The sequence below is a fragment of the Nocardia sp. FBN12 genome (genome assembly GCF_054031145.1).
This window is the reverse complement of the sequence record NZ_CM132926.1, coordinates 2,631,580-2,649,930: the sequence shown is the minus strand read 5'-3', so window position 1 is coordinate 2,649,930 and position 18,351 is coordinate 2,631,580. Positions and strand designations below refer to the sequence as shown.

At 66.2% G+C, this 18,351-nt stretch carries 13 protein-coding genes; 11 read left to right on the top strand and 2 right to left on the bottom strand.

The annotated features are described in order from the left end of the window. Positions 1–196: 196 nt before the first annotated feature. The 8 genes from ACWZHB_RS12835 to ACWZHB_RS12800 all read left to right on the top strand — a co-directional run bounded on the left by ACWZHB_RS12835 (position 197) and on the right by ACWZHB_RS12800 (position 11,295). Positions 197–1,810, top strand: coding sequence for an AMP-binding protein (locus tag ACWZHB_RS12835; RefSeq protein ID WP_427908159.1), 1,614 nt, complete (start codon positions 197–199; stop codon positions 1,808–1,810). Positions 1,811–2,239: 429 nt separating this feature from the next. Then, entirely contained in the window at positions 2,240–3,520 is a 1,281-nt protein-coding gene (locus ACWZHB_RS12830; protein WP_427908158.1) for an MFS transporter, read from the top strand. Positions 3,521–3,537: 17 nt separating this feature from the next. Then, positions 3,538–4,608: a CaiB/BaiF CoA transferase family protein gene (locus ACWZHB_RS12825; protein ID WP_427908157.1), complete on the top strand. Its 1,071-nt coding sequence runs from the start codon at positions 3,538–3,540 to the stop codon at positions 4,606–4,608. A gap of 91 nt (positions 4,609–4,699) precedes the next feature. After that, positions 4,700–5,893 (top strand): lipid-transfer protein, encoded by a 1,194-nt coding sequence (locus ACWZHB_RS12820; RefSeq protein ID WP_427908156.1) that lies wholly within the window; start codon positions 4,700–4,702, stop codon positions 5,891–5,893. 181 nt (positions 5,894–6,074) lie between these two features. After that, complete coding sequence (locus ACWZHB_RS12815; RefSeq protein ID WP_427908155.1) at positions 6,075–7,691, top strand: PucR family transcriptional regulator; 1,617 nt, start codon at positions 6,075–6,077, stop codon at positions 7,689–7,691. Positions 7,692–7,766: 75 nt separating this feature from the next. Then, positions 7,767–9,209 (top strand): serine hydrolase domain-containing protein, encoded by a 1,443-nt coding sequence (locus ACWZHB_RS12810; protein ID WP_427908154.1) that lies wholly within the window; start codon positions 7,767–7,769, stop codon positions 9,207–9,209. Next, complete coding sequence (locus ACWZHB_RS12805; RefSeq protein ID WP_427908153.1) at positions 9,206–10,696, top strand: amidohydrolase family protein; 1,491 nt, start codon at positions 9,206–9,208, stop codon at positions 10,694–10,696. Before ACWZHB_RS12810 ends, ACWZHB_RS12805 begins: the two co-directional genes overlap by 4 nt. A 17-nt stretch (positions 10,697–10,713) precedes the next feature. Then, a complete protein-coding gene (locus ACWZHB_RS12800; RefSeq protein WP_427908152.1) occupies positions 10,714–11,295 on the top strand; it encodes a TetR family transcriptional regulator in 582 nt (193 codons plus the stop codon). A gap of 23 nt (positions 11,296–11,318) precedes the next feature. Here the strand turns inward: ACWZHB_RS12800 and ACWZHB_RS12795 are convergent, their stop codons facing one another. After that, on the bottom strand, positions 11,319–12,899 hold the full coding sequence (locus ACWZHB_RS12795; RefSeq protein WP_427908151.1) for a carboxylesterase/lipase family protein: 1,581 nt from the start codon (positions 12,897–12,899) through the stop codon (positions 11,319–11,321). 232 nt (positions 12,900–13,131) lie between these two features. Then, complete coding sequence (locus tag ACWZHB_RS12790; protein ID WP_427908150.1) at positions 13,132–14,088, bottom strand: LysR family transcriptional regulator; 957 nt, start codon at positions 14,086–14,088, stop codon at positions 13,132–13,134. A 224-nt stretch (positions 14,089–14,312) separates the two neighbouring features. On the opposite strand from ACWZHB_RS12790, the gene ACWZHB_RS12785 reads away from it, so the two are divergent. From ACWZHB_RS12785 to ACWZHB_RS12775, 3 genes are read left to right on the top strand one after another with little or no spacing between them, the layout of a single operon-like run. After that, a complete protein-coding gene (locus tag ACWZHB_RS12785; RefSeq protein ID WP_427908149.1) occupies positions 14,313–15,926 on the top strand; it encodes a class I adenylate-forming enzyme family protein in 1,614 nt (537 codons plus the stop codon). Next, entirely contained in the window at positions 15,923–16,810 is an 888-nt protein-coding gene (locus ACWZHB_RS12780) for an SDR family NAD(P)-dependent oxidoreductase (RefSeq protein WP_427908148.1), read from the top strand. Before ACWZHB_RS12785 ends, ACWZHB_RS12780 begins: the two co-directional genes overlap by 4 nt. Next, the gene (locus tag ACWZHB_RS12775; protein ID WP_427908147.1) at positions 16,803–18,341 is read left to right on the top strand and encodes an AMP-binding protein; all 1,539 of its coding nucleotides are present in this window, start codon (positions 16,803–16,805) and stop codon (positions 18,339–18,341) included. The genes ACWZHB_RS12780 and ACWZHB_RS12775 overlap by 8 nt, the downstream gene beginning before the upstream one ends. The last annotated feature ends 10 nt before the right edge of the window (positions 18,342–18,351 follow it).

Genomic DNA, 18,351 nt, shown 5'->3' with positions numbered 1-18,351 from the left:
TCGCGACAAATTAAGTGAATAACACAAGAACTCGTACCGAGTTCAGCTAGTTGAAGCGCCTATCTAGGAGGCACCCTTTGCAGAGATCACATGAAGTCTCGCTCGAAGTTTTCGGCCCGCGTGGCAATTTTCCGTTCCGTGCCTTGGTTCGTTCGGCGGTGGTCCCGCTGGACGCCACATGGACGGAGGCGTGAGCATGGGTTCGAAAGAAATCTGTCTGCCGTCGTTCCATCCGTTTCTGGGCTTCGATATGTGGCGCCTGCTCTCCGATCGAGCCACCGCGCATCCCGATCGCACCTTCCTCACCTGGCATCCCTTCGACGGCGAGCCGGACTCGTGGACCTATGCGGAGTTCCATGACGAGTCCCTGAGGGTCGCGGCAGGACTCGTGCAGGCTGGAGTTCACTCAGGAGACCGCGTCCTGATCCACCTGGAGAACTGCCCACAGTTCCTTCTGGCCTGGTTCGGTTGCGCCGCGCTGCATGCCGTTGCGGTCACCACGAACGCGCGGTCGTCGCAAGACGAGCTGGCGTACTACATCGCAGACAGCGGTGCAGTGGGCGCGATCACGCAGCCGTCGTTCGAGCAGCTCGTCACTGCGGCCGGAACCAGCCTCTCCTGGGTTACCGTCATCGACCCGGGCTCGCCGCACGCGCCCATTTTCGGCGGATCCGCTGACCTCGAGGCGGTGCGCCTACCGTCCGCGGACCCTGCAGCCGCGCTGAGCATCCAGTACACCTCTGGCACGACCGCCCGGCCCAAAGGCGTGCTCTGGACGCATGCGAATGGATTGTGGGCCGCCCGGACCAACGCCGTCCACGAGGGACTTCGATCGGACGACGTCCACCTGGCCTATATGCCGTTGTTCCACGTCAATGCCTTGGGCTACTCGGTCCTGCCGAGCCTGTGGGTCGGCGCCCGGTTCGTCCTCGCCCCCAAGTGGTCCACCTCCCGGTTCTGGGACATCGCGGTGCAACATGGGTGCACCTGGCTGTCCCTGATGCCACTGTCCACGCGCGCAGTCCTGGCGAGCCAGCCCCCCGATGAACACTCCCTGCGTGTCATGGCGGGACCCACCGGCCCTGTCTTCAAGGAAAGGTTCGGGGTCGAGTCGATAGGCTGGTGGGGGATGACCGAGACTGTCAGTCACGGCACCGTCTCCGCCGGGCACGACGATGCGCCGAGCAGTATCGGTCGGGTTGCCCCCGAGTACGACATCAAGGTCGTGGACGGGGACGGAACGCCCATCGGCGCGGGTCAGACCGGTGCCCTGTTCATCCGAGGTGTTCGTGGGCTGTCGATATTCGCCGAGTACTGGAATAACCCCGAAGCCACGAGCGACAGTTTCGACGACGAGGGCTGGTTCGCGACCGGAGATCTGGTCAGGCTCAATGCCGACGGCACCTTCTCCTTCATGGACCGGGCCAAGGACATGCTGCGAGTCGGCGGCGAGAACGTCGCAGCCTCCGAGATCGAGCGAGTCATCCTCGATGTCCTAGGGCTCGGCGAGGCCGCGGTCGTCGGCAGGCCTGACGAGAAGCTCGACGAGGTACCAGTGGCCTTCGTCTGTGTCGAGAATCCAGACTCGGGCCTGGCCGATCGGGTCATGGACGCCTGCCGAAACAGGCTGGCCGACTTCAAGGTTCCACGCGAGGTCTACGTCGTCGGCGCTTTGCCACACGCGACGCTCAACAAGATCCACAAGGTCGAGTTGCGTGCCGCGGTTGTCGCCGGTCACGAATCACTCCTCGACGCAGAAAGGCGATGGATCGCCGCTGCCGCTGCTGACTCGACGACTGCTGTCCAGTAGATAGTGGTAGGCCTCGCTAGGCGGAGACCTTGACAGGATCGCTGCTCTCCTCGCCCGCCGCGTCCGAGACGTTCATCTCCAACGGGGCATAGCGCGGATCTGGTGATCGTGTTGGCCGAGAACGGGTTTCATGCGCGGACGGATCCTGGCGAGGTCGGTCAGCGCGGCGCCGACACCTCTGGAGCTGTTCTTCGACTGTGCCCGCGTGCCCCGCGACAACATCCTCGGTGGCGAGCTCGGCCGAGGGTTTCGGTCGGCAGACGAGGCAGCTGGTGAAGAACCTGAACAGCGATTTCGTGCTCGCCGAGGCGGCCATAACTGCACACAATCTCCAGGTTTTTCCTCGATTCCTGCATCGAGAGAATTCGTGCGGAGGAGCTTGACCCGCCGTGATGACACGACATATTCGATAGGACAGCTAGGACAGTCATGAGTAATGGAGAACAAAGAGTTACCGACGGTTCAACCGGGATCAAGTGGGGAATTCTCGCCGTCGTGTTCTTGGCGGTGTTGTGTGATGGCTTCGATACCGCAGCGCTTGCAGCGTCAGTGCCGGCGATGGCGCGCGACTGGGGTGTTCCGGTGGGCGATTTCACCTTTCCGTTGGCGCTGAGCAACCTGGGCGTCGTTGTGGGGTATGTGACGGCCGGCTGGATGGGAGTCGCACTCGGACGAAAACGACTGTTGATCGGCAGTGTGGCCGCCTGCTCGATCCTGACGGTCCTCAGCGCCGTCGTCCTGCCGCTCGAGTCGATTGCGCTGTTCTCGGTGGTCCGCCTGGCGGCTGGAGTCTCGATCGGTATGTTGCTGCCGGTAGCGGTGTCGGTCAGTAGTGACATGGTGCCGGAACGTTACCGGCAACGTGTCTCGGTGGGTGTCACGCTCGGTTTGCCTGTCGGGCTGATCGTCGGGGGCTTTGTCGGCGGTCCGCTGCTGGACCTGTTCGGCAGCGGCGGCATCTTCTGGGCAGGGGGCATTGCTGCTATTCCTCTCCTCGTCGCAATGGCCGTAGTCTTGGAGGAACCTCCCACTGTCGGCACAAAGGCCGAGGCCAAAAAGGCGGCCGGTGTGGCCCGGCTCTTCGACCCCGGACTTCGTGTGAACACCGGTCTGCTGTGGGTGTTCGCGTTCCTGGCGTTCATCGGCGCCTATACGCTTTCTGCGTGGGTGCCGACGCTGCTGCTGGACTATGGATTCAGCGCTAATGAAGCGCCGATCGGATTGTCGGTTATCAGTTTCGGCGGCGTATTGGGAATTCTGCTGGCGATTCCGTTGACCGCACGGGTGGGGATCTCCGCTGTTATGGCAGTGACGACCGCCCTCGGAGTCGTCGCCATGGGCCTCTTCGGCCTGACTTCGTTCGGGTCTTGGGGTGTCCTGCTGCTGCTGGGCTGTGCAGGCGCCGGAACCATGGCCAGCCAAATGGGCGTGCTCACCATGGCGGTAGCGCTCTATCCCGTCGGCACGCGCACTACAGGCGTGGGTATGGCCGTGGCAATCGGCCGGATCGGCACGATCGTCGGTCCTGCCGTCGCGGGGGCGCTCATCGCCCAGGGAATGGGAGCCAGCACCATCATCGTGCTCGCTGCGGTCCCGGTGGCCTTGGCGTGCGCGGCGGCGATCACGCTGGCATTGCGCGACCGTCGCAAGGCCGACGACGACCGGATACCCCCGGTGCTCGGTCCTGCCGACCGGAGCCCAGTGCTGTGATCACGCAGGAGACAAGCATGCGATACGGCCCCCTGGCAGGCCTTCGGGTCCTCGAGCTCGCAAGCATCGGCCCTGGGCCGCTCGCCTGCATGATCCTGGCCGACTTGGGAGCGGACGTGATCCGTGTCGAGCGGCACGGCACAGTCGGCGGCGCGGGCGACCACACGCTGCGCAACCGCCGCATCATCACCGCTGACCTGAAGGACCCCTCCGGGGTCGCGCGGATCCTTGACCTCATCGCCGATGCGGATGTGCTTGTAGAGGGCTTTCGCCCGGGCGTCACCGAGCGCCTGGGACTAGGGCCACAGGAATGCCTAGCCCGCAACCCCCGTCTGGTGTACGGCCGGATGACCGGTTGGGGACAGGATGGTGCGCTGGCGGCATCCGCCGGCCACGATATCAACTACATCTCGCTGACCGGCATCCTGGAGAACATCGGCAGACCGGGCGAGCGCCCGGTGCCGCCCCTGAACTTGGTGGGCGACTACGGCGGCGGCTCGATGTTCCTGATCACTGGTGTCCTGGCCGCCCTGTTCGAGCGACAGACCTCGGGCCGGGGTCAAGTCGTCGACGCCGCCATGTGTGACGGAGCCAGCGTCCTATCGCAGCCGATGTGGTCGCTGCGTGGTGCCGGTCAGTGGTCGGAGCATCGCGGGCACAACCTTCTCGACGGCTCGAAACCGTACTACGACACCTACGAATGCGGCGATGGGCGCAGCGTGGCCGTTGGCTGCGTCGAACCCCAGTTCTTCGCAGAGGCCGTGCGGTTGCTCGGGCTCGACGCCACCGCCCTGCCCGACCAGCACGATGAGGCCCGTGCGGAGGAGCTGCGCGAGGCGTTCGCCACGGCGTTCAGATCCCGGACCATGTCGGAGTGGGCGAAGATCTTCGACGGCAGTGATGCCTGTGTGACACCGGTACTGACCTATTCCGAGGCCCTCGTGCACCCACATATGCGCGGCCGAGAGGTGCACACGCGAATCAACGGCATCGACCAGCCGAGGCCTGCACCGCGGTTCTCCCGCACCACTTGGAGTGAACCCACCGCCGCTGTCCAGGTCGCGGACGCGGCCTGGCTCCCGGTCTGAGCCCAGCCGCTGCTCCAGTCCGGCCGATCCGTGTCCCCGAAAACGAGTAGTCCCGACAGCATCCACCGAAGTGGTCACAAAGGAGAAGACAATGACTGACAACGCCGTGGTGGCAGGGGTCGGCATGATCCCGTTCAGCAAGCCTGGCCGGAGCGAGAACTACGACTTGATGGGAGCCGAGGCCGCCCGTCGAGCACTGACGGATGCGGGGGTCGGGTACGACGCCGTGCAACAGGCCTATGTCGGATATGTGTACGGCGACTCCACGTCCGGGCAAAAGGCGCTCTACCACCTGGGTCAGACCGGCATTCCCGTGATCAATGTCAACAACAACTGCTCGACCGGCTCCTCGGCGCTGTTCCTGGCTCGCCAGGCCGTTGAATCGGGCGCGGCCGACGTGGTGTTGGCGCTCGGGTTCGAGCAGATGATCCCCGGGGCCATCCAACACCAGTTCACGGACCGACCCGGTGCTCTGGAGAGGTTCGACCAGGTCCGCGACCAGGTCCGGGGTATCCCCGATGAAGGTGTGCCGAATGCCGCGACGTTCTTCGGCGCGGCCGGCCAGCAGTACATCGAGGAAACCGGTATGGATCCGTCGGTGCTCGCCCACATCACGGTCAAGTCCCGGCGGCACGCCGCCAACAACCCCTACGCGGTGTTCCGCGACCCGCTCTCGGTCGAGCAGGTCATGGCCTCGAGGCACATCTACGGTCCGCTGACCCTGTTCCAGTGCTGCCCCCCCACGTGTGGGGCCGCGGCAGCAGTGGTCGTGTCCCCGCGGTACGCCAGACGCCACGGCCTGCGGGACGACGTCGTCATCGCCGCTCAGGCCATGACGACGGACTACGCGAGCACCTTCGGCGAAGACATGACTCGGCTCGTCGGCTATGACATGTCGAAAGAGGCGGCCGCCCGAGTCTACGAGACGAGCGGGATCGGCCCCGAGGACGTGCGTGTCGTCGAGCTGCATGACTGCTTCACAACCAACGAGCTGCTCACCTACGAGGCGCTCGGGCTGACCCCAGTGGGTACTGCGGACAAGTTCATCCTCGACGGCGAGAACACCTACGGCGGCCGAGTGGTGACCAACCCCTCCGGCGGGCTGATATCCAAAGGACACCCGCTGGGCGCGACGGGGCTGGCGCAGTGCGCCGAGCTGGTCTGGCAGCTGCGGGGCCAGGCCGAGGGACGCCAGGTCGAAGGCCGGATCGATGCGGCCCTGCAGCACAATCTCGGGCTCGGTGGCGCCTGCGTCGTGACGATGTACCAGAAGGTCGGGGTCTGACCTGGGCCGAATCCGGACCTCGTAGAGATATCGCCTGCCGGTGGTTCGCTGCTGGTCACCCGCCGCCCACTGCGGGTGTTCGCCAAGGCTACCGGTGGGACCGACCGGGTGTTCATCGATCTGGACGGCGGCCGAGCATTGGACCTGCGTGTTCGCCGATTAGACTACCGAGGAGAGGGTGATGATCGTGATCAGTGGGCCGCTGCCGAGCCTGGGCCGGATCGTGGACGACCTCGGGAGCACGCTGGTAACCGCGGTTGCCGGGCCGTCCACTGCGGATCTACGGGCGGGTTCGGTGTCGATCTACGACCCCGCGGACGGCGTCGACGTCTCTCCGGAGGGAATCCTACTGGGCGTCGGCGTCACGGAGGCCGCGACGGTCAAGGCGCTGCTCATCGAACTCGAGCGATGTGGCGGTACAGCCTTGCTGTTGAAGTCACCGGTTCCGCTCGACGACGCTATTCGCAGGGATGCGGTGAGCCGCAACGTTTGTGTGCTCGAGGTCAGCAGGGCCGCATCGTGGGCGCAGCTGATCATATTGTTGCGCGCCATGCTCGATCCGCCCGAGTTCGGTGAGCCCGGCCAGGAGATCGCAGGGTACCCGAGCGGGGATTTGTTCCAATTGGCCAACGCCATCAGTTCGTTGGTGGACGCACCGATCACGATCGAAGACCGTTCATCCCGAGTACTCGCGTTCTCCGGCGGGCAGGCGGACACCGACGAAGGCAGGGTCCAGACCGTGCTGGGCCGTCAGGTCCCCGGTCGATACGAGCGCCAGCTGACTGAGCTCGGAATCTTCCGGGAGTTGTATTGGAGCACGGACCCGGTGTATGTCCCGTCGCTCTGTGACGACATCAAGCCGCGTACGGCGATCTCCATACGCGCTGGCGATGAGGTGCTGGGTTTCGTCTGGGCGGTGGTATCCGAACCCCTGCTCGAACACCGCAGGCAGGCATTGGTCGACGCCGCCAAGATCGTTGCGCTGCACTTGCTGCGAGAACGCGCAGGTGCGTCCGTCGATGCCCGGTTACGCGCGGAACTTCTTGCCCGGTTGCTCCGCGGATCCGGTGACGCGCACGAGACAGCCAGGCAGCTCGGCCTGGCGAAGGAACCGGTGTCCGTCTTGGCTGTCGAGCTCGCCGACAGCGCTGATGAGAACGACGCCGTGAAGCGGACCACGGAAATCCGCCGAGTCGCCGGTGCGCTCGATGTCTACCTGAGCGCACTGTGCCGATCTGCTGCGGTGACAACCCTCGGGGATGCCGTTTACGCCTTGTTCCCGGCATCGAGCGAGCAGGCGGCGTTGCGGGTAGCGGAGGATTTCGTGAAGCGCATGGGATCACCGGTCACGCTGAGAGCAGGGGTCGGACGCGTCGTGGAGATGGCCGACCGGATCGTGAGATCTCGCGCCGACGCCGACGCCGTGCTCAGGGTCCTGCGCGAATCGACGCGAACCGAACGCTGTGCCACGGTCGGGTCCGTACGCTTGGATCTGATGCTTGTGCGCCTGGCCGACATCCTCGACCAGGACGAACGTGACGACTCGTGCCCGGTCGCCCTCCTGCTGGCGTACGACGCCGAACATCGCGCGGACTTCACCAATACGCTCGCCGCCTACCTCGAGGCATTCGGTGACATCGCGAAAGCTTCCGCTGCGGTGCGGATCCACCCGAACACCTTCCGCTATCGGCTCAAACGGCTGTGCGAGATCAGCGGATTGGAGCTCGCCGATCCCGACGCCCGCGTCGAGGCGTTGATCGACCTGCGGCTCCGCCGACTCCGAACGCGGCCGTCGTAGTACGGGCGAACGTCGGGGTGCACTCGGTGAGATCAACGAACCAGGCAACCTGATTTCGTTCGTGCTCACGATGTGATGGGGCACACAATCCGCCTACTCTCGCTCAAATCATCTTATGGAGCTAGTCAAGGGAGACTGTCGATGACCATCGACACAACAGCACTCACGTCAGTGGCGGAAACGACCGCTGCTGAGCTGGGCATCGTCGGCGCCCAGGTCGCGCTGGCCATCGACGGCGAATTCGTCGAATGTCCGGTGGGCATCGAGAACGTCACCACTGGCCGCGCGGTCACCGCGGACACGTTGTTTCAGATCGGGTCGACTACGAAGGTCTTCACGGCCGCGCTGGTCATGCAGCTGGCCGATGCCGGCATGCTGGATATCGACAAGCCAGTGGCCCAGTTCCTGCCGGGATTCCGGCTCGGCGACGAGGATGCGACCGCGACCGTGACGCCTCGGCACCTCATGTCGATGACCAGCGGAATCGACAACGGGCCCTACATCGACACCGGTCGGGGCGATGACGCCGTCCGCGCGCTCGTGCAGCTGCTGGCGCATATCCCAGTGATCGCCCAACCCGGTGAGATCTTCGGATACAACAACGCCTCCGCTGATATCTCGGGGCTCCTGGTGGAAACGCTGACTGGCACGACCTGGGATGCGGCGCTCCGGGACCGGCTGCTCGCGCCCGCCGGGCTGCAGCACTCGGCAAGTCTGCCCGAGGAGCAGATCTACCATCCGATTGCTGTCGGCCATACCCCCACCGAGGGCGGGTTCGACCACGTCAAGCAGTGGACTGTCGGTCGCGGACACGGTCCGGCCGGTTCGATCCTGGCATGCAGCGCCGGAGATCTCGTCCGGTTCGGGCAGCTGTTCCTGCGCGGCGGCCTCGCGGCCGACGGCACGAGGGTGCTCTCGGAGCACTCCGTCGCCGAGATGCAGACCCGCCAAGTGGACCTGCCCACCCAGGGGATGGCGGACGGTTGGTGCGTCGGCCCGTACACCAAGAACTGGGGCGGCAAGCAAATCTTCGGCCATTTCGGCTTCAGCCCATGCGGCTCGTCGACTCTGCTCTGGGTCCCTGAGTTGCACACCGCCGTCGCGGTGACCGTCAACGTCGCCATTCGCGGCGCCCACTTCGCTGACCGGGTCTTCGACTACGTGTTCGCGGAGCTGCTCGGCGTCCAGCGACCGACTCGTCCGGCCAAGCGTCCCGGCAGCGCGATTGACACCGAGCCCTACGTCGGCACCTACGAGACCGCTGACCGCAGGTATGGCGTGACCGCCAAGGACGGAGCACTGTTCGTGAGCCTGATGGCCAAAGATCCGGAAGGTTCGCTCGGGGTGGCCTCGGAGCCGGTCACGACGGAACTGTACCCGCTGGACGATCACCGGTTCATTCTCGCCGATGACGTGCTCGGCGGGGATCCGCTGTGGGATGCCGCCTTCATCGTCGGCGACGGCCAAAAGGCCACCCACTTCGTGGGCGGCGTCTTCGCGGCACGGCGCGTAGCGTGAGCACCGAGAGCGGCACTTCGCCGTGCGACGTCGTCTTCGCCGGGGCCCGGGTGATCGACCCGGAGACCGGTCTGGACGGCATCCGCAATGTCGCAGTCACCGGCGACCGCATCACCGATGTGTCCGAGGCTCCCCTGATCGGTCGGCGGACTGTCGACGTCAGGGGGCTGGTGCTCGCCCCGGGCTTCATCGACCTGCACAGTCACGCGCAGTCCCGGACCGGCCTGCTCCTGCAGGCGCTCGACGGGGTGACCACCGCGCTGGAGCTGGAAACGGGAGCCGCATCGGTGAACGCAGCCATCGCCGCCGCCGAGCTGGAGGGGCGGCCGGTGAACTTCGGGTATTCGGCGTCCTGGCTGCTGTCTCGGATGATGCTGTTCGACGGCGCGCCACCCGATGATCCGATGTTGATGGTCACGGCGAACTGGGGAGGTTCCAAATGGAGCGCGCCGGCGAGCGACCGGGACGTGGGTCGTCTGCTCGATCATGTGGAAGCTGAGGTGCACGCCGGCGGGATCGGCATCGGCGTCCCCGTCGGTTACGCCCCCGAAACTGGGATCACCGAGTACTTCCGACTCGCGCGGCGCGCCGCCAAACTGGGCGTGCCGACGTTCACTCACGCCCGCTACACCTCCGCGCTGGAACCGCACAGCTCCCTGGAAGCGGTGCTGGAGGTCCTCGCGGCCGCGGCGGGTACCGGGGCGCACATGCATCTGTGCCATCTCAACAGCACATCCAACCGGATGATCGACGAGATCGCCGATGCGTTCGCCACCGCCCAGACGAACGGCCTTAGCGTCACCACCGAGGCATATCCCTACGGCTCCGGAATGACCGCAATCAGTGCCGACTTCGTGGCACCGGAGAAGCTGCCGCGGATGGGCATCTCGCCGAACCGGCTGCGCTACCTGCCGACAGGGGAGTTCGTCGCTGACACGGAGCGGCTGACCGAGCTGCGATCCAACGATCCCGCCGGCCTCGCATTCGTCCACTGGGCTGATGAGGCGCAGGAAGCCGACCGGAAGATGCTGTTGAGGTCGTTGCTGTTCACGGACTCCGCCATCGCGTCGGACGCCTCGCCGGTCGTCAGTCCGGGCGGCGCGATGGTGTTGCACGACTGGCCGGTGCCGCCCCACGCCCTGACTCATCCGCGCAGCAGCGGATGCTACGCGCGGACATTCGGCTGGCTGGTCCGCGAACTCGGCGTGCTCTCGCTGCCCGAGGCGGTCAGGCGGTGCACCTTGGTGCCGGCGCGGATCATCGAGGAGGCGGTTCCCGCGATGCGCCGGAAGGCGCGCGTCCAACCGGGTGCGGATGCAGACCTGATCGTCTTCGACCCGCAGACTTTCTCCGAGCAGGGTGGCTACAACTTCGTCGCACCCTCGACCGGTGTCCGGCACCTGCTGGTCGGCGGACAGTTCGTGGTGAGAGACGGTGAACTCGACACCGAATCCCGCGCGGGAAAGCCGATTCGAGGCGGGCAGTAAAGAAACGTACGCGATTCGTGCTGCGCCGCCACAGACCGGCCAAGGCCACGGTGGTGGACGTGGCTCGCGCTCTCGGGGTGAGCCACGCTGCCGTTTATCGGTACTTTCCTTCCAAAGCCGCACTCCGTGAGGCGGTCCGCCCGCCGCTGGATCGACCGCGCCTACGAAGGGCTTCGGGCCTGGCTGGCGATACGGCTCTCGCTCCGCCCGAACGACTTCGGGCCTGGCTGGCCGAGCTGTTCGCCGCGAAACGCGCCAAGGCGCGCGACGCCTCCGCGCTCACCGCCACCTACGCGGTTCTGGCAGCCGAGCACAACAGTGTGGTCGCCGAGCATGTCGCTGTCCTCGTCGGACAGATACGTTCCATCGTCACCGCCGCCATCTCATCCGGTGACTTCGGCGTCGAGGACCCGGCCACATCGGCGCAGGCCGTCTTCGATGCCACGCTGGGCTTCCACCACCCTGCGCATGCTGCTTCCTGGCAGGTCGCGGGCGTCGACACTGCATTCCACCACGTCTGCACCCTCCTCACAGACGGCCTGCGCGCCATCACCACTGAACTCCACGCGACTGCGAAGGAGTGCGCTGCGGTTCGCTGAGAACGCCGGCTTGTATCCGTGCGTCAGGCAGTTGCGGTTTCCCGGCCCGGAATTCGGAACAACGGCTTGGCGAGATCGGTGTTGCTGTATGCCTCCCACGCGCGGCGCTCGTCCTCGTAGGGGGCGTCGGCCACGTATGTCCGTTCTCCGATCATCATCGTGCGGCGGGCGTCTCCGTACCGAGGCCACTCACCGAGGTTCGGGGTCGACGGGTTGCCCGTGCGTGCGAAGGCAGCCCACGCGTCCATTACGGCGTGTGAGAGCGCGGCTGCCGCCGGCCCCTGCCCCCACTCCGCGGCGTAGTCCTCGGCGAGATCGTAGGTGCCGAATACGAAACCGATGTCGATGCCATGCGGCGAGCCGTAGGCGGCGTCGCCGCCGGGGGAGGTCCAGTTGAAGAGGTAGCCGTAGGAGTTCGGTTGGTGGCGGCGTTGGGCATCCAGTAGTCGCAGCGAGGGGATGCGCACGGTATCTGTCGCGATGGCTGCGGCGATATCAACCTCGCTGTCGCGGCCGAAGCGGTCGCGACGGGCCCGCCCGTAGATGGATGCCAGCTGTCGAACGTCGATGTCTCGGTGCACGAGCCGCCTGACCTTCTCGAACGGTGGCTCTCCCTCGGTGAACGCGGACACCACGAATATCTTGGCGACTTCATCACGGGTGGTGCCCACGATGAGCGGGATACTCGCGGCCGCTCCGGCGTCGACGGCGTCGACGATCGGCATCGGGAGGATATCGCCGTCGATGACGTGCCGGAGGTAGCGATCGGAGTTCGACGGGTCGGGTTCGAAGAAGCTCTTGAACAGGCTGGGTGCGGCCGCGAGGATCTTCTCCGGCGGGGCTGCCCTGAGCTCTGCGGCGTTGCTGGCCTTTAGCCCGATCCGGTCGGCGAACAGCCGCGCCAGATGGTTCGCGTGGTCGAGGTCGAGGCCGGGATGCCCGACGCCGCTCTGGGCGATGGCTTTGTGGAAAAGTCCCGCGGCTCGGGGCATGGAGAGCAGGGCGCCGACGGCCCATCCGCCGGCCGATTCGCCGAAGACGGTGACGTTGTCCTGGTCGCCACCAAAGGCGGCGATGTTGTCTCGGACCCACTCCAGTGCGGCCACTATGTCGAGGAGACCTTCATTGCCCGTCGCCGGGATCGCGCCGTCGGTCACCTCATCGAGCTTCATGAAACCGAGCGGGCCTAGCCGGTAGTTGATCGTGACGACGACGACATCGCCGCGCCGGGCGAGTTGCCCGCCGTCGAAGATAGGCTGGGATGCCGAACCCATGTTGTATCCGCCGCCGTGGATCCACACCATGACCGGTCGGCGGGCGTCATCGGTGCTCGGTGACCAGACATTGAGGTACAGGCAGTCCTCGTCTCGTGGGCCCTCGACGGCGAAGAGGTCGGCGGCAGAGACGGTGAGCGACTCCTGCGGGCACGCCGGGCTGAACGCCGTGGCCGGTCGCACGCCGTCCCAGCGCTCGGGCGGGACGGGCGGCATCCAGCGTCGCGCGCCGATGGGCGGTGCCGCGAACGGCAGGCCTTTGAAGGCGTACGTCCCGTGTTCTCGGCTGCCCTCGACTCTGCCGTACGTGGTCTCGATAACTGCGCTCATGCGGCTCTGCTCCTGCGTGTGATCTGCCTCGCTCAACGGCGAGATCGTCGCCCGACGGTACGGCAAACCGCAAGGTCCGAAACGTCGAACAGGCATGCACAATCCTGCAGACCGACAGTATTTTCTCGGACATTGACCGAACTGGACTGTTCGGGTATTCGCCCGCTACGGGCACAGCTGACAGCAGCTAGGAATGGCGAATCGTTCCGAGCCCCGGTTGCGTGCCGTCGGCTCACATGAAGGTTGTTGCCCGCCCGGAGGATTCGACTTCTTGCTCTGACCCGGCTGCGGCCGTCGACCCAGCGTGTTCGAGGGGAGCCGCGATTCGTGCCATTTCGCTCACGAGCGCCGCGACCGCCGGCCGGCGCAGGGCATCGGGATGGGCGACGAGCCAGTACTCCATCGGAAGGGCGAACTCGTCGGGCAGAATCCGCACGAGGTCGTCGTAGTCGGCGACCACAAAGTTGGCGAGAGGTCCGATTCCGGCGCCTTCTCGTGTCGCGGCGAGGTGGGCGATCGGATCGGTGGACGTGACGGACTCGCGGACCGTGGGGAGGTATCGACGGCCGACATCGACGCCCTCGACCTGAAGCAACGAGGAAACGTAGTAGACCAGGCGGTGTTCGACGAGGTCTTCGAGCGTTGTCGGCGTTCCGTGCCGTCGGAGGTAGTCGCGGGAGGCGTAGAGCCCGACCGTGTAGCCGGTCATCCGATATGCCTCGGCCTGGATGGTTTCGGGCCGGCCGAGAACGACTTCGAGGTCGACACCGGACCGGTGTTGCGCCGGCCGCTTGAGCGCCGACAGGATCTCGACGCGGACGCCCGGGTGGCGCTTGTGAACCCTGGCCGCGGCGGGCGCCGCGACGTACACGCCGAAGACGGTCGGGTTCGAGATCCGGACCACGTCCTCGATTCCCGGCGCGGACAGCGTCTCGCGCGCCAGGCTTTTCATCACGTCGTCGAGCCGTTCGGCAGCGGCGAGCACACGTGTGCCGAGCGGGGTCATCTCCCATCCGCCCGGCACCCGCAGCAGCAGCTTGCCGCCGACGGTGCGTTCGAGGGCGGCAATGCGTCGCGAGATCGTTACGTGGCTCAACCCGAGTTTCTCTGCCGCCCGGGTGTACCTGCCTTCCCTGGCCACCTCGAGGAACATCAGCAAGTGGTCGGCACTGGGTTGCGCTGGAGTCATGAGTGCACATTAACGCACAGCCACAGTGGCGATTCGTCCATTGACTGCACTCTTGTGGGCATAGAAACTCGATCTCGTCGGGAGTAGCGCGGATCACACCATTCGGTTGGTGGATCGGCAATCCGCACTCGACGGAATCGTTTCGCCGGCTTGCAGGCCTCTTACTTTTCGCACCTTCGTGTGCACTCGCGGATCTGCATGTCCTGACCCAATGGAGGGAAACAGTGTCATGCGAGGTCTTCGCCCGGACATGGGCGACCACGGTGCACGAGCACGGTGAGCGTCCGTTTCTTGTCTTTTGCTCCGAGACGAGCGGGGTGACGCAGTGGTCGTATCGCGAGTTCGACGCGATCGTCGGCAAGGTGGCGAGGTCTCTCACGGACGCGGGAGTCCGTCCGGGCACATCGGTGCACGTAGTGCTACGTAACTGCCCGGCGTTCGTCGCGCTCTGGCTCGCGGCCGCCCGGCTGCGCGCGTGCCTGGTGCCGGTCGACCCGGCTTCGTCAGCGCGCGACGTCGCCCGCCAGGTCGATCGTGTGCGCCCGGTGGTCGGGGTCTGCGGCGTGCCGCGCGCCGATATCTACCGTGCGGGTGCAGGCGACGCGGTCCCGCTGTTGTTCGTGCTGGCTGAGGACGCCTCCGACCTCGACTCCGGTGCCTGCCTTGTGCGCGGGGACGGTGCAGCGCCTGGGGCAGACGCCACCCCGTCGGACCGGCTCTCGGTGATGTTCACTTCGGGCACCACGTCCGAGCCCAAGGGCGTTGTGCTCACGCAGGGAAACTACGCGCACGTGGCCGCCACAATGGCGCAGGCCGTCGATCTCCGGCCGCACCACCGCTGGTTCGTCACGCTCCCGCTGTTCCATGCCAACGCCCAGTACTACTGTTTCGCGCCGGCGATCGCGATCGGCGCGAGCGTCGCACTCGCGGCCACGTTCAGCGCCTCGGGCTGGGTAGCTCAGGCGCGCGAACTCGAGGTCACCCACGCGAGCCTGTTCGCCGCCCCGATTCGAATGATTCTTGCCCGCTGTCCCGGTGATATCGAGCCGTTGACGCTCGAACACGTGTGGTTCGCGCAGAATCTCGGTGCCGAACATTACGAGCGGTTCGCCGAGCTGGTGGGGACCCGGCCCCGCCAGCTCTACGGCCTGACCGAATCGGTCGCGGTGGTATGCGCGGACACGAGCGATACGCCACGCGCCGATGTCATAGGCCGCCCGCTGGGGCGACGTATCCGCGTCGAGAGCCCCGGCACCGATCGACCGGCTGACATCGACGAGCCCGGGATGCTCTCCGTGTGCGGTACACCGGGTATCGATTTGTTCCTCGAATACCTCGACGATCCGGAGGCGACTGCTGGCGCCTTGCACACCGCTGACGGCGACACCTGGTTCTCGACCGGTGATGTGGTCGCGACCGACACCGAGGGAGTAGTGCGTTTCATCGGTCGTGCCGACGATGTCGTCAAGGTAGCCGGCGAGAACGTCAGCCTGACCGCAGTCGAGGCGACGGTCGCCCAGGCGCCCGGTGTACTCGAGGCCGCGGTCGTGGCCCGGCCGGATCCCGTACGCGATGTCGTCCCGGTCGCCTACATCGTCGCCCGCGACCCGAGCGATCCACCGCAGCCGGCGCAGCTCGCCGCGTGGGCCGCGGAGAACCTCGCGCCGTCCGCTCGACCCCACGACTGGGTGTTGGTCGACGCGCTTCCCCGGACAAGTGTCGGCAAGATCCGTCGCTTCCAGATCGCTTCCGCGGCGGCACCTCCCGACGCGGATCGAGCGGCCGGCCCGGACACCTCGACCGACCTTCACCCGACAGCCCGAGGAGTACACCTGTGAACACGACGTGCGAAGGGATGGTCGCGATCGTCACTGGTGCCGGAGCAGCCGGCGACGGCATCGGCAACGGTCGTGCGGCGGCCATCCGACTCGCGGCAGCGGGGGCGAAGGTCGCCCTGGTCGACGTCGGCGACTCGGTGGTACGCACCGAGGAGATGATCACCGAACGCGGAGGCACCGCGGCGGCCTACCGCTGCGACGTCACCGAAGACGCGGGCGTTGCGGCTGCCGTCGCCGACGTCGTCGACCGCTGGGGCCGCATCGATGTCCTGTTCAACAACGTGGGTGTCGCAGGCCCGGCGGGCACCGTTGTCGACGTCGATCTCGATGCCTGGAACCGGTGCATCGACGTCAACCTGACCTCGATGCTCCTCGTTTCCCGGCATGTCGTGCCCGTGATGGCCGCGGGCGCCGGCGGCTCGGTCATCAATATGTCGTCGCTCGCCGGTATCCGCGGCGGCCACGCCGGGATCGCCTACGCGACGACCAAAGGTGCCGTGCTGAGTCTGACCCGGGCGATGGCCGCGCACCACGGGAGACAGGGCGTCCGCGTCAATGCCGTTGCCCCCGGTCTGGTCCACACCCCGATGGTGGCGACGAAGTCCGGTGCCGGCGCCGCATTCCGGGAGACTCGCGCGTCGCTCAACCTGCTGGGGACCGAGGGCACCGGCTGGGACGTTGCCGAGGCCGTGGTGTGGCTGGCGAGCCCGGCATCGCGCTGGGTCACCGGAACGGTCCTGCCGGTCGATGCCGGCGCCTCGTCGTACTCGTCGGCGATCGCCCTGTCGATCACCGACAGTGGCGCCACCGACGCGGCAATGCCCGCCCCCGAATCAGCGGAAAAACCGCGCAAACAGCATGAGGAAGGGCCACATCATGGCTGAGCAGTACCTGCGATCCGGCGATCAGTTCCGCACGGCCGCACAGGCCAAGGAACGGTCGCTGCGGATCGCCGCCGTCCTGCGCGAGCGCGGATTGCGGACCGGTGACCGGTACGCGATCGTCATGCGCAATGAACTCACGTACGTCGAGGCCGCTCTGGCGGCCACGTCGATCGGCGCTATTCCGGTCCCCGTCAACTGGCACTGGACCGGTGCCGACCTCGAACACATCCTGCGCGACAGCGAGAGCAAGGTCATCCTCGTCCACAGCGATCTCCTCGACGCGGTCGAGGTCCACAAGCCGGAGTCGTCGACGATTGTCGAAGTCGAGGTCCCCGAGTTCGTCGCTCGTGCGTACGGCGTGGACAAGCCCGGACCTACCGGCAGGTACGAGGTCCTCGAGACGCTGATCGAAGCGACGGAACCGGTGCCGGACACGGTGATCACCCCCTCGCTCGGCCTCATCTACACCTCGGGCACGACCGGGTTCTCCAAAGGGGTCGTGCGTAACCGAGTCGAGGATCCCGAGGGGCTGGCCCGGAACATGGGCAAGGCGTACCGGATGGACGACCCGTCGTGGACGACGCTGGTGACGGCTCCGCTCTACCACGCCTCGCCGCTCTATCAGGCGACATTCGCCGCCGCCCTGGGCATGAACATCGTGGTGATGCCCAAGTTCGACGCGGTCGAGTTCCTCCGGTCGGTCGCCGACGAGCCGATCCACCACGCCCAGGTCGTCCCGACCATGATCCGGCGACTGATGAGCCTGGATCCGGCGATTCGGGAGTCCTACGACGTATCCACACTGAAGTCGGTCCCGCACAGTGCCGCGCCGTTCCCCGCGGAATTGAAGAAAGCCGCGATCGAGTGGCTCGGCCCGGTCTTCCACGACTTCTACGGTGGCACCGAGACGGGACCGGTGGTCGCCTGCTCGAGCGAGGAGTGGCTGCGCCACCCCGGCTCTGTGGGCCGTCGCTTCGAGGACGGTGATTTCCGCATCCTTCGCGACGACGGAACGCCGGCGGAGATCGGCGAGCCGGGTCGGATCTACCTCAAGTCGATGGCGCCGTGGCCCGACTTCACCTACCACCGCGACGCACAGAAGCGCCGTTCGGTGGAGGTGGACGGCTACATCACGCTCGGCGATATCGGGTACGAGGACGCCGACGGCTATCTCTACCTCACCGATCGGGCGACCGACATGGTGATCTCCGGCGGAGTCAACATCTACCCCAAGGAGATCGAGAACGTCATCCTCGGCCTCGACGACGTCGTCGATGTCGCCGTTATCGGCGTTCCGAACGAAGACCTGGGGGAGCACCTTGCCGCTCATGTCGAGCTGCGGCCGGGATCGCCACTGACCGCGTCCGATATCACCGGCCATGTGCGCGCCAACCTCGCGAAGTACAAGGTCCCGTCGCTCGTCGTGCTCGACGACGATCTCCCACGCGAGGAGACCGGGAAAATATTCAAACGGCGCCTGCGCGAACGCTACTGGCCCGCCTCGGCCGAGGCCGAGGCGTCGGCGGGCTGAAGGGATACGA

What these genes read in the sequence shown, in the direction of transcription:
- ACWZHB_RS12835 (WP_427908159.1), top strand. Translation starts at nt 197, where the DNA reads ATGGGTTCGAAAGAAATCTGTCTGCCGTCGTTCCATCCGTTTCTGGGC.
- ACWZHB_RS12830 (WP_427908158.1), top strand. Translation starts at nt 2,240, where the DNA reads ATGAGTAATGGAGAACAAAGAGTTACCGACGGTTCAACCGGGATCAAG.
- ACWZHB_RS12825 (WP_427908157.1), top strand. Translation starts at nt 3,538, where the DNA reads ATGCGATACGGCCCCCTGGCAGGCCTTCGGGTCCTCGAGCTCGCAAGC.
- ACWZHB_RS12820 (WP_427908156.1), top strand. Translation starts at nt 4,700, where the DNA reads ATGACTGACAACGCCGTGGTGGCAGGGGTCGGCATGATCCCGTTCAGC.
- ACWZHB_RS12815 (WP_427908155.1), top strand. Translation starts at nt 6,075, where the DNA reads ATGATCGTGATCAGTGGGCCGCTGCCGAGCCTGGGCCGGATCGTGGAC.
- ACWZHB_RS12810 (WP_427908154.1), top strand. Translation starts at nt 7,767, where the DNA reads ATGGGGCACACAATCCGCCTACTCTCGCTCAAATCATCTTATGGAGCT.
- ACWZHB_RS12795 (WP_427908151.1), bottom strand. Translation starts at nt 12,899, where the DNA reads ATGAGCGCAGTTATCGAGACCACGTACGGCAGAGTCGAGGGCAGCCGA.
- ACWZHB_RS12790 (WP_427908150.1), bottom strand. Translation starts at nt 14,088, where the DNA reads ATGACTCCAGCGCAACCCAGTGCCGACCACTTGCTGATGTTCCTCGAG.
- ACWZHB_RS12775 (WP_427908147.1), top strand. Translation starts at nt 16,803, where the DNA reads ATGGCTGAGCAGTACCTGCGATCCGGCGATCAGTTCCGCACGGCCGCA.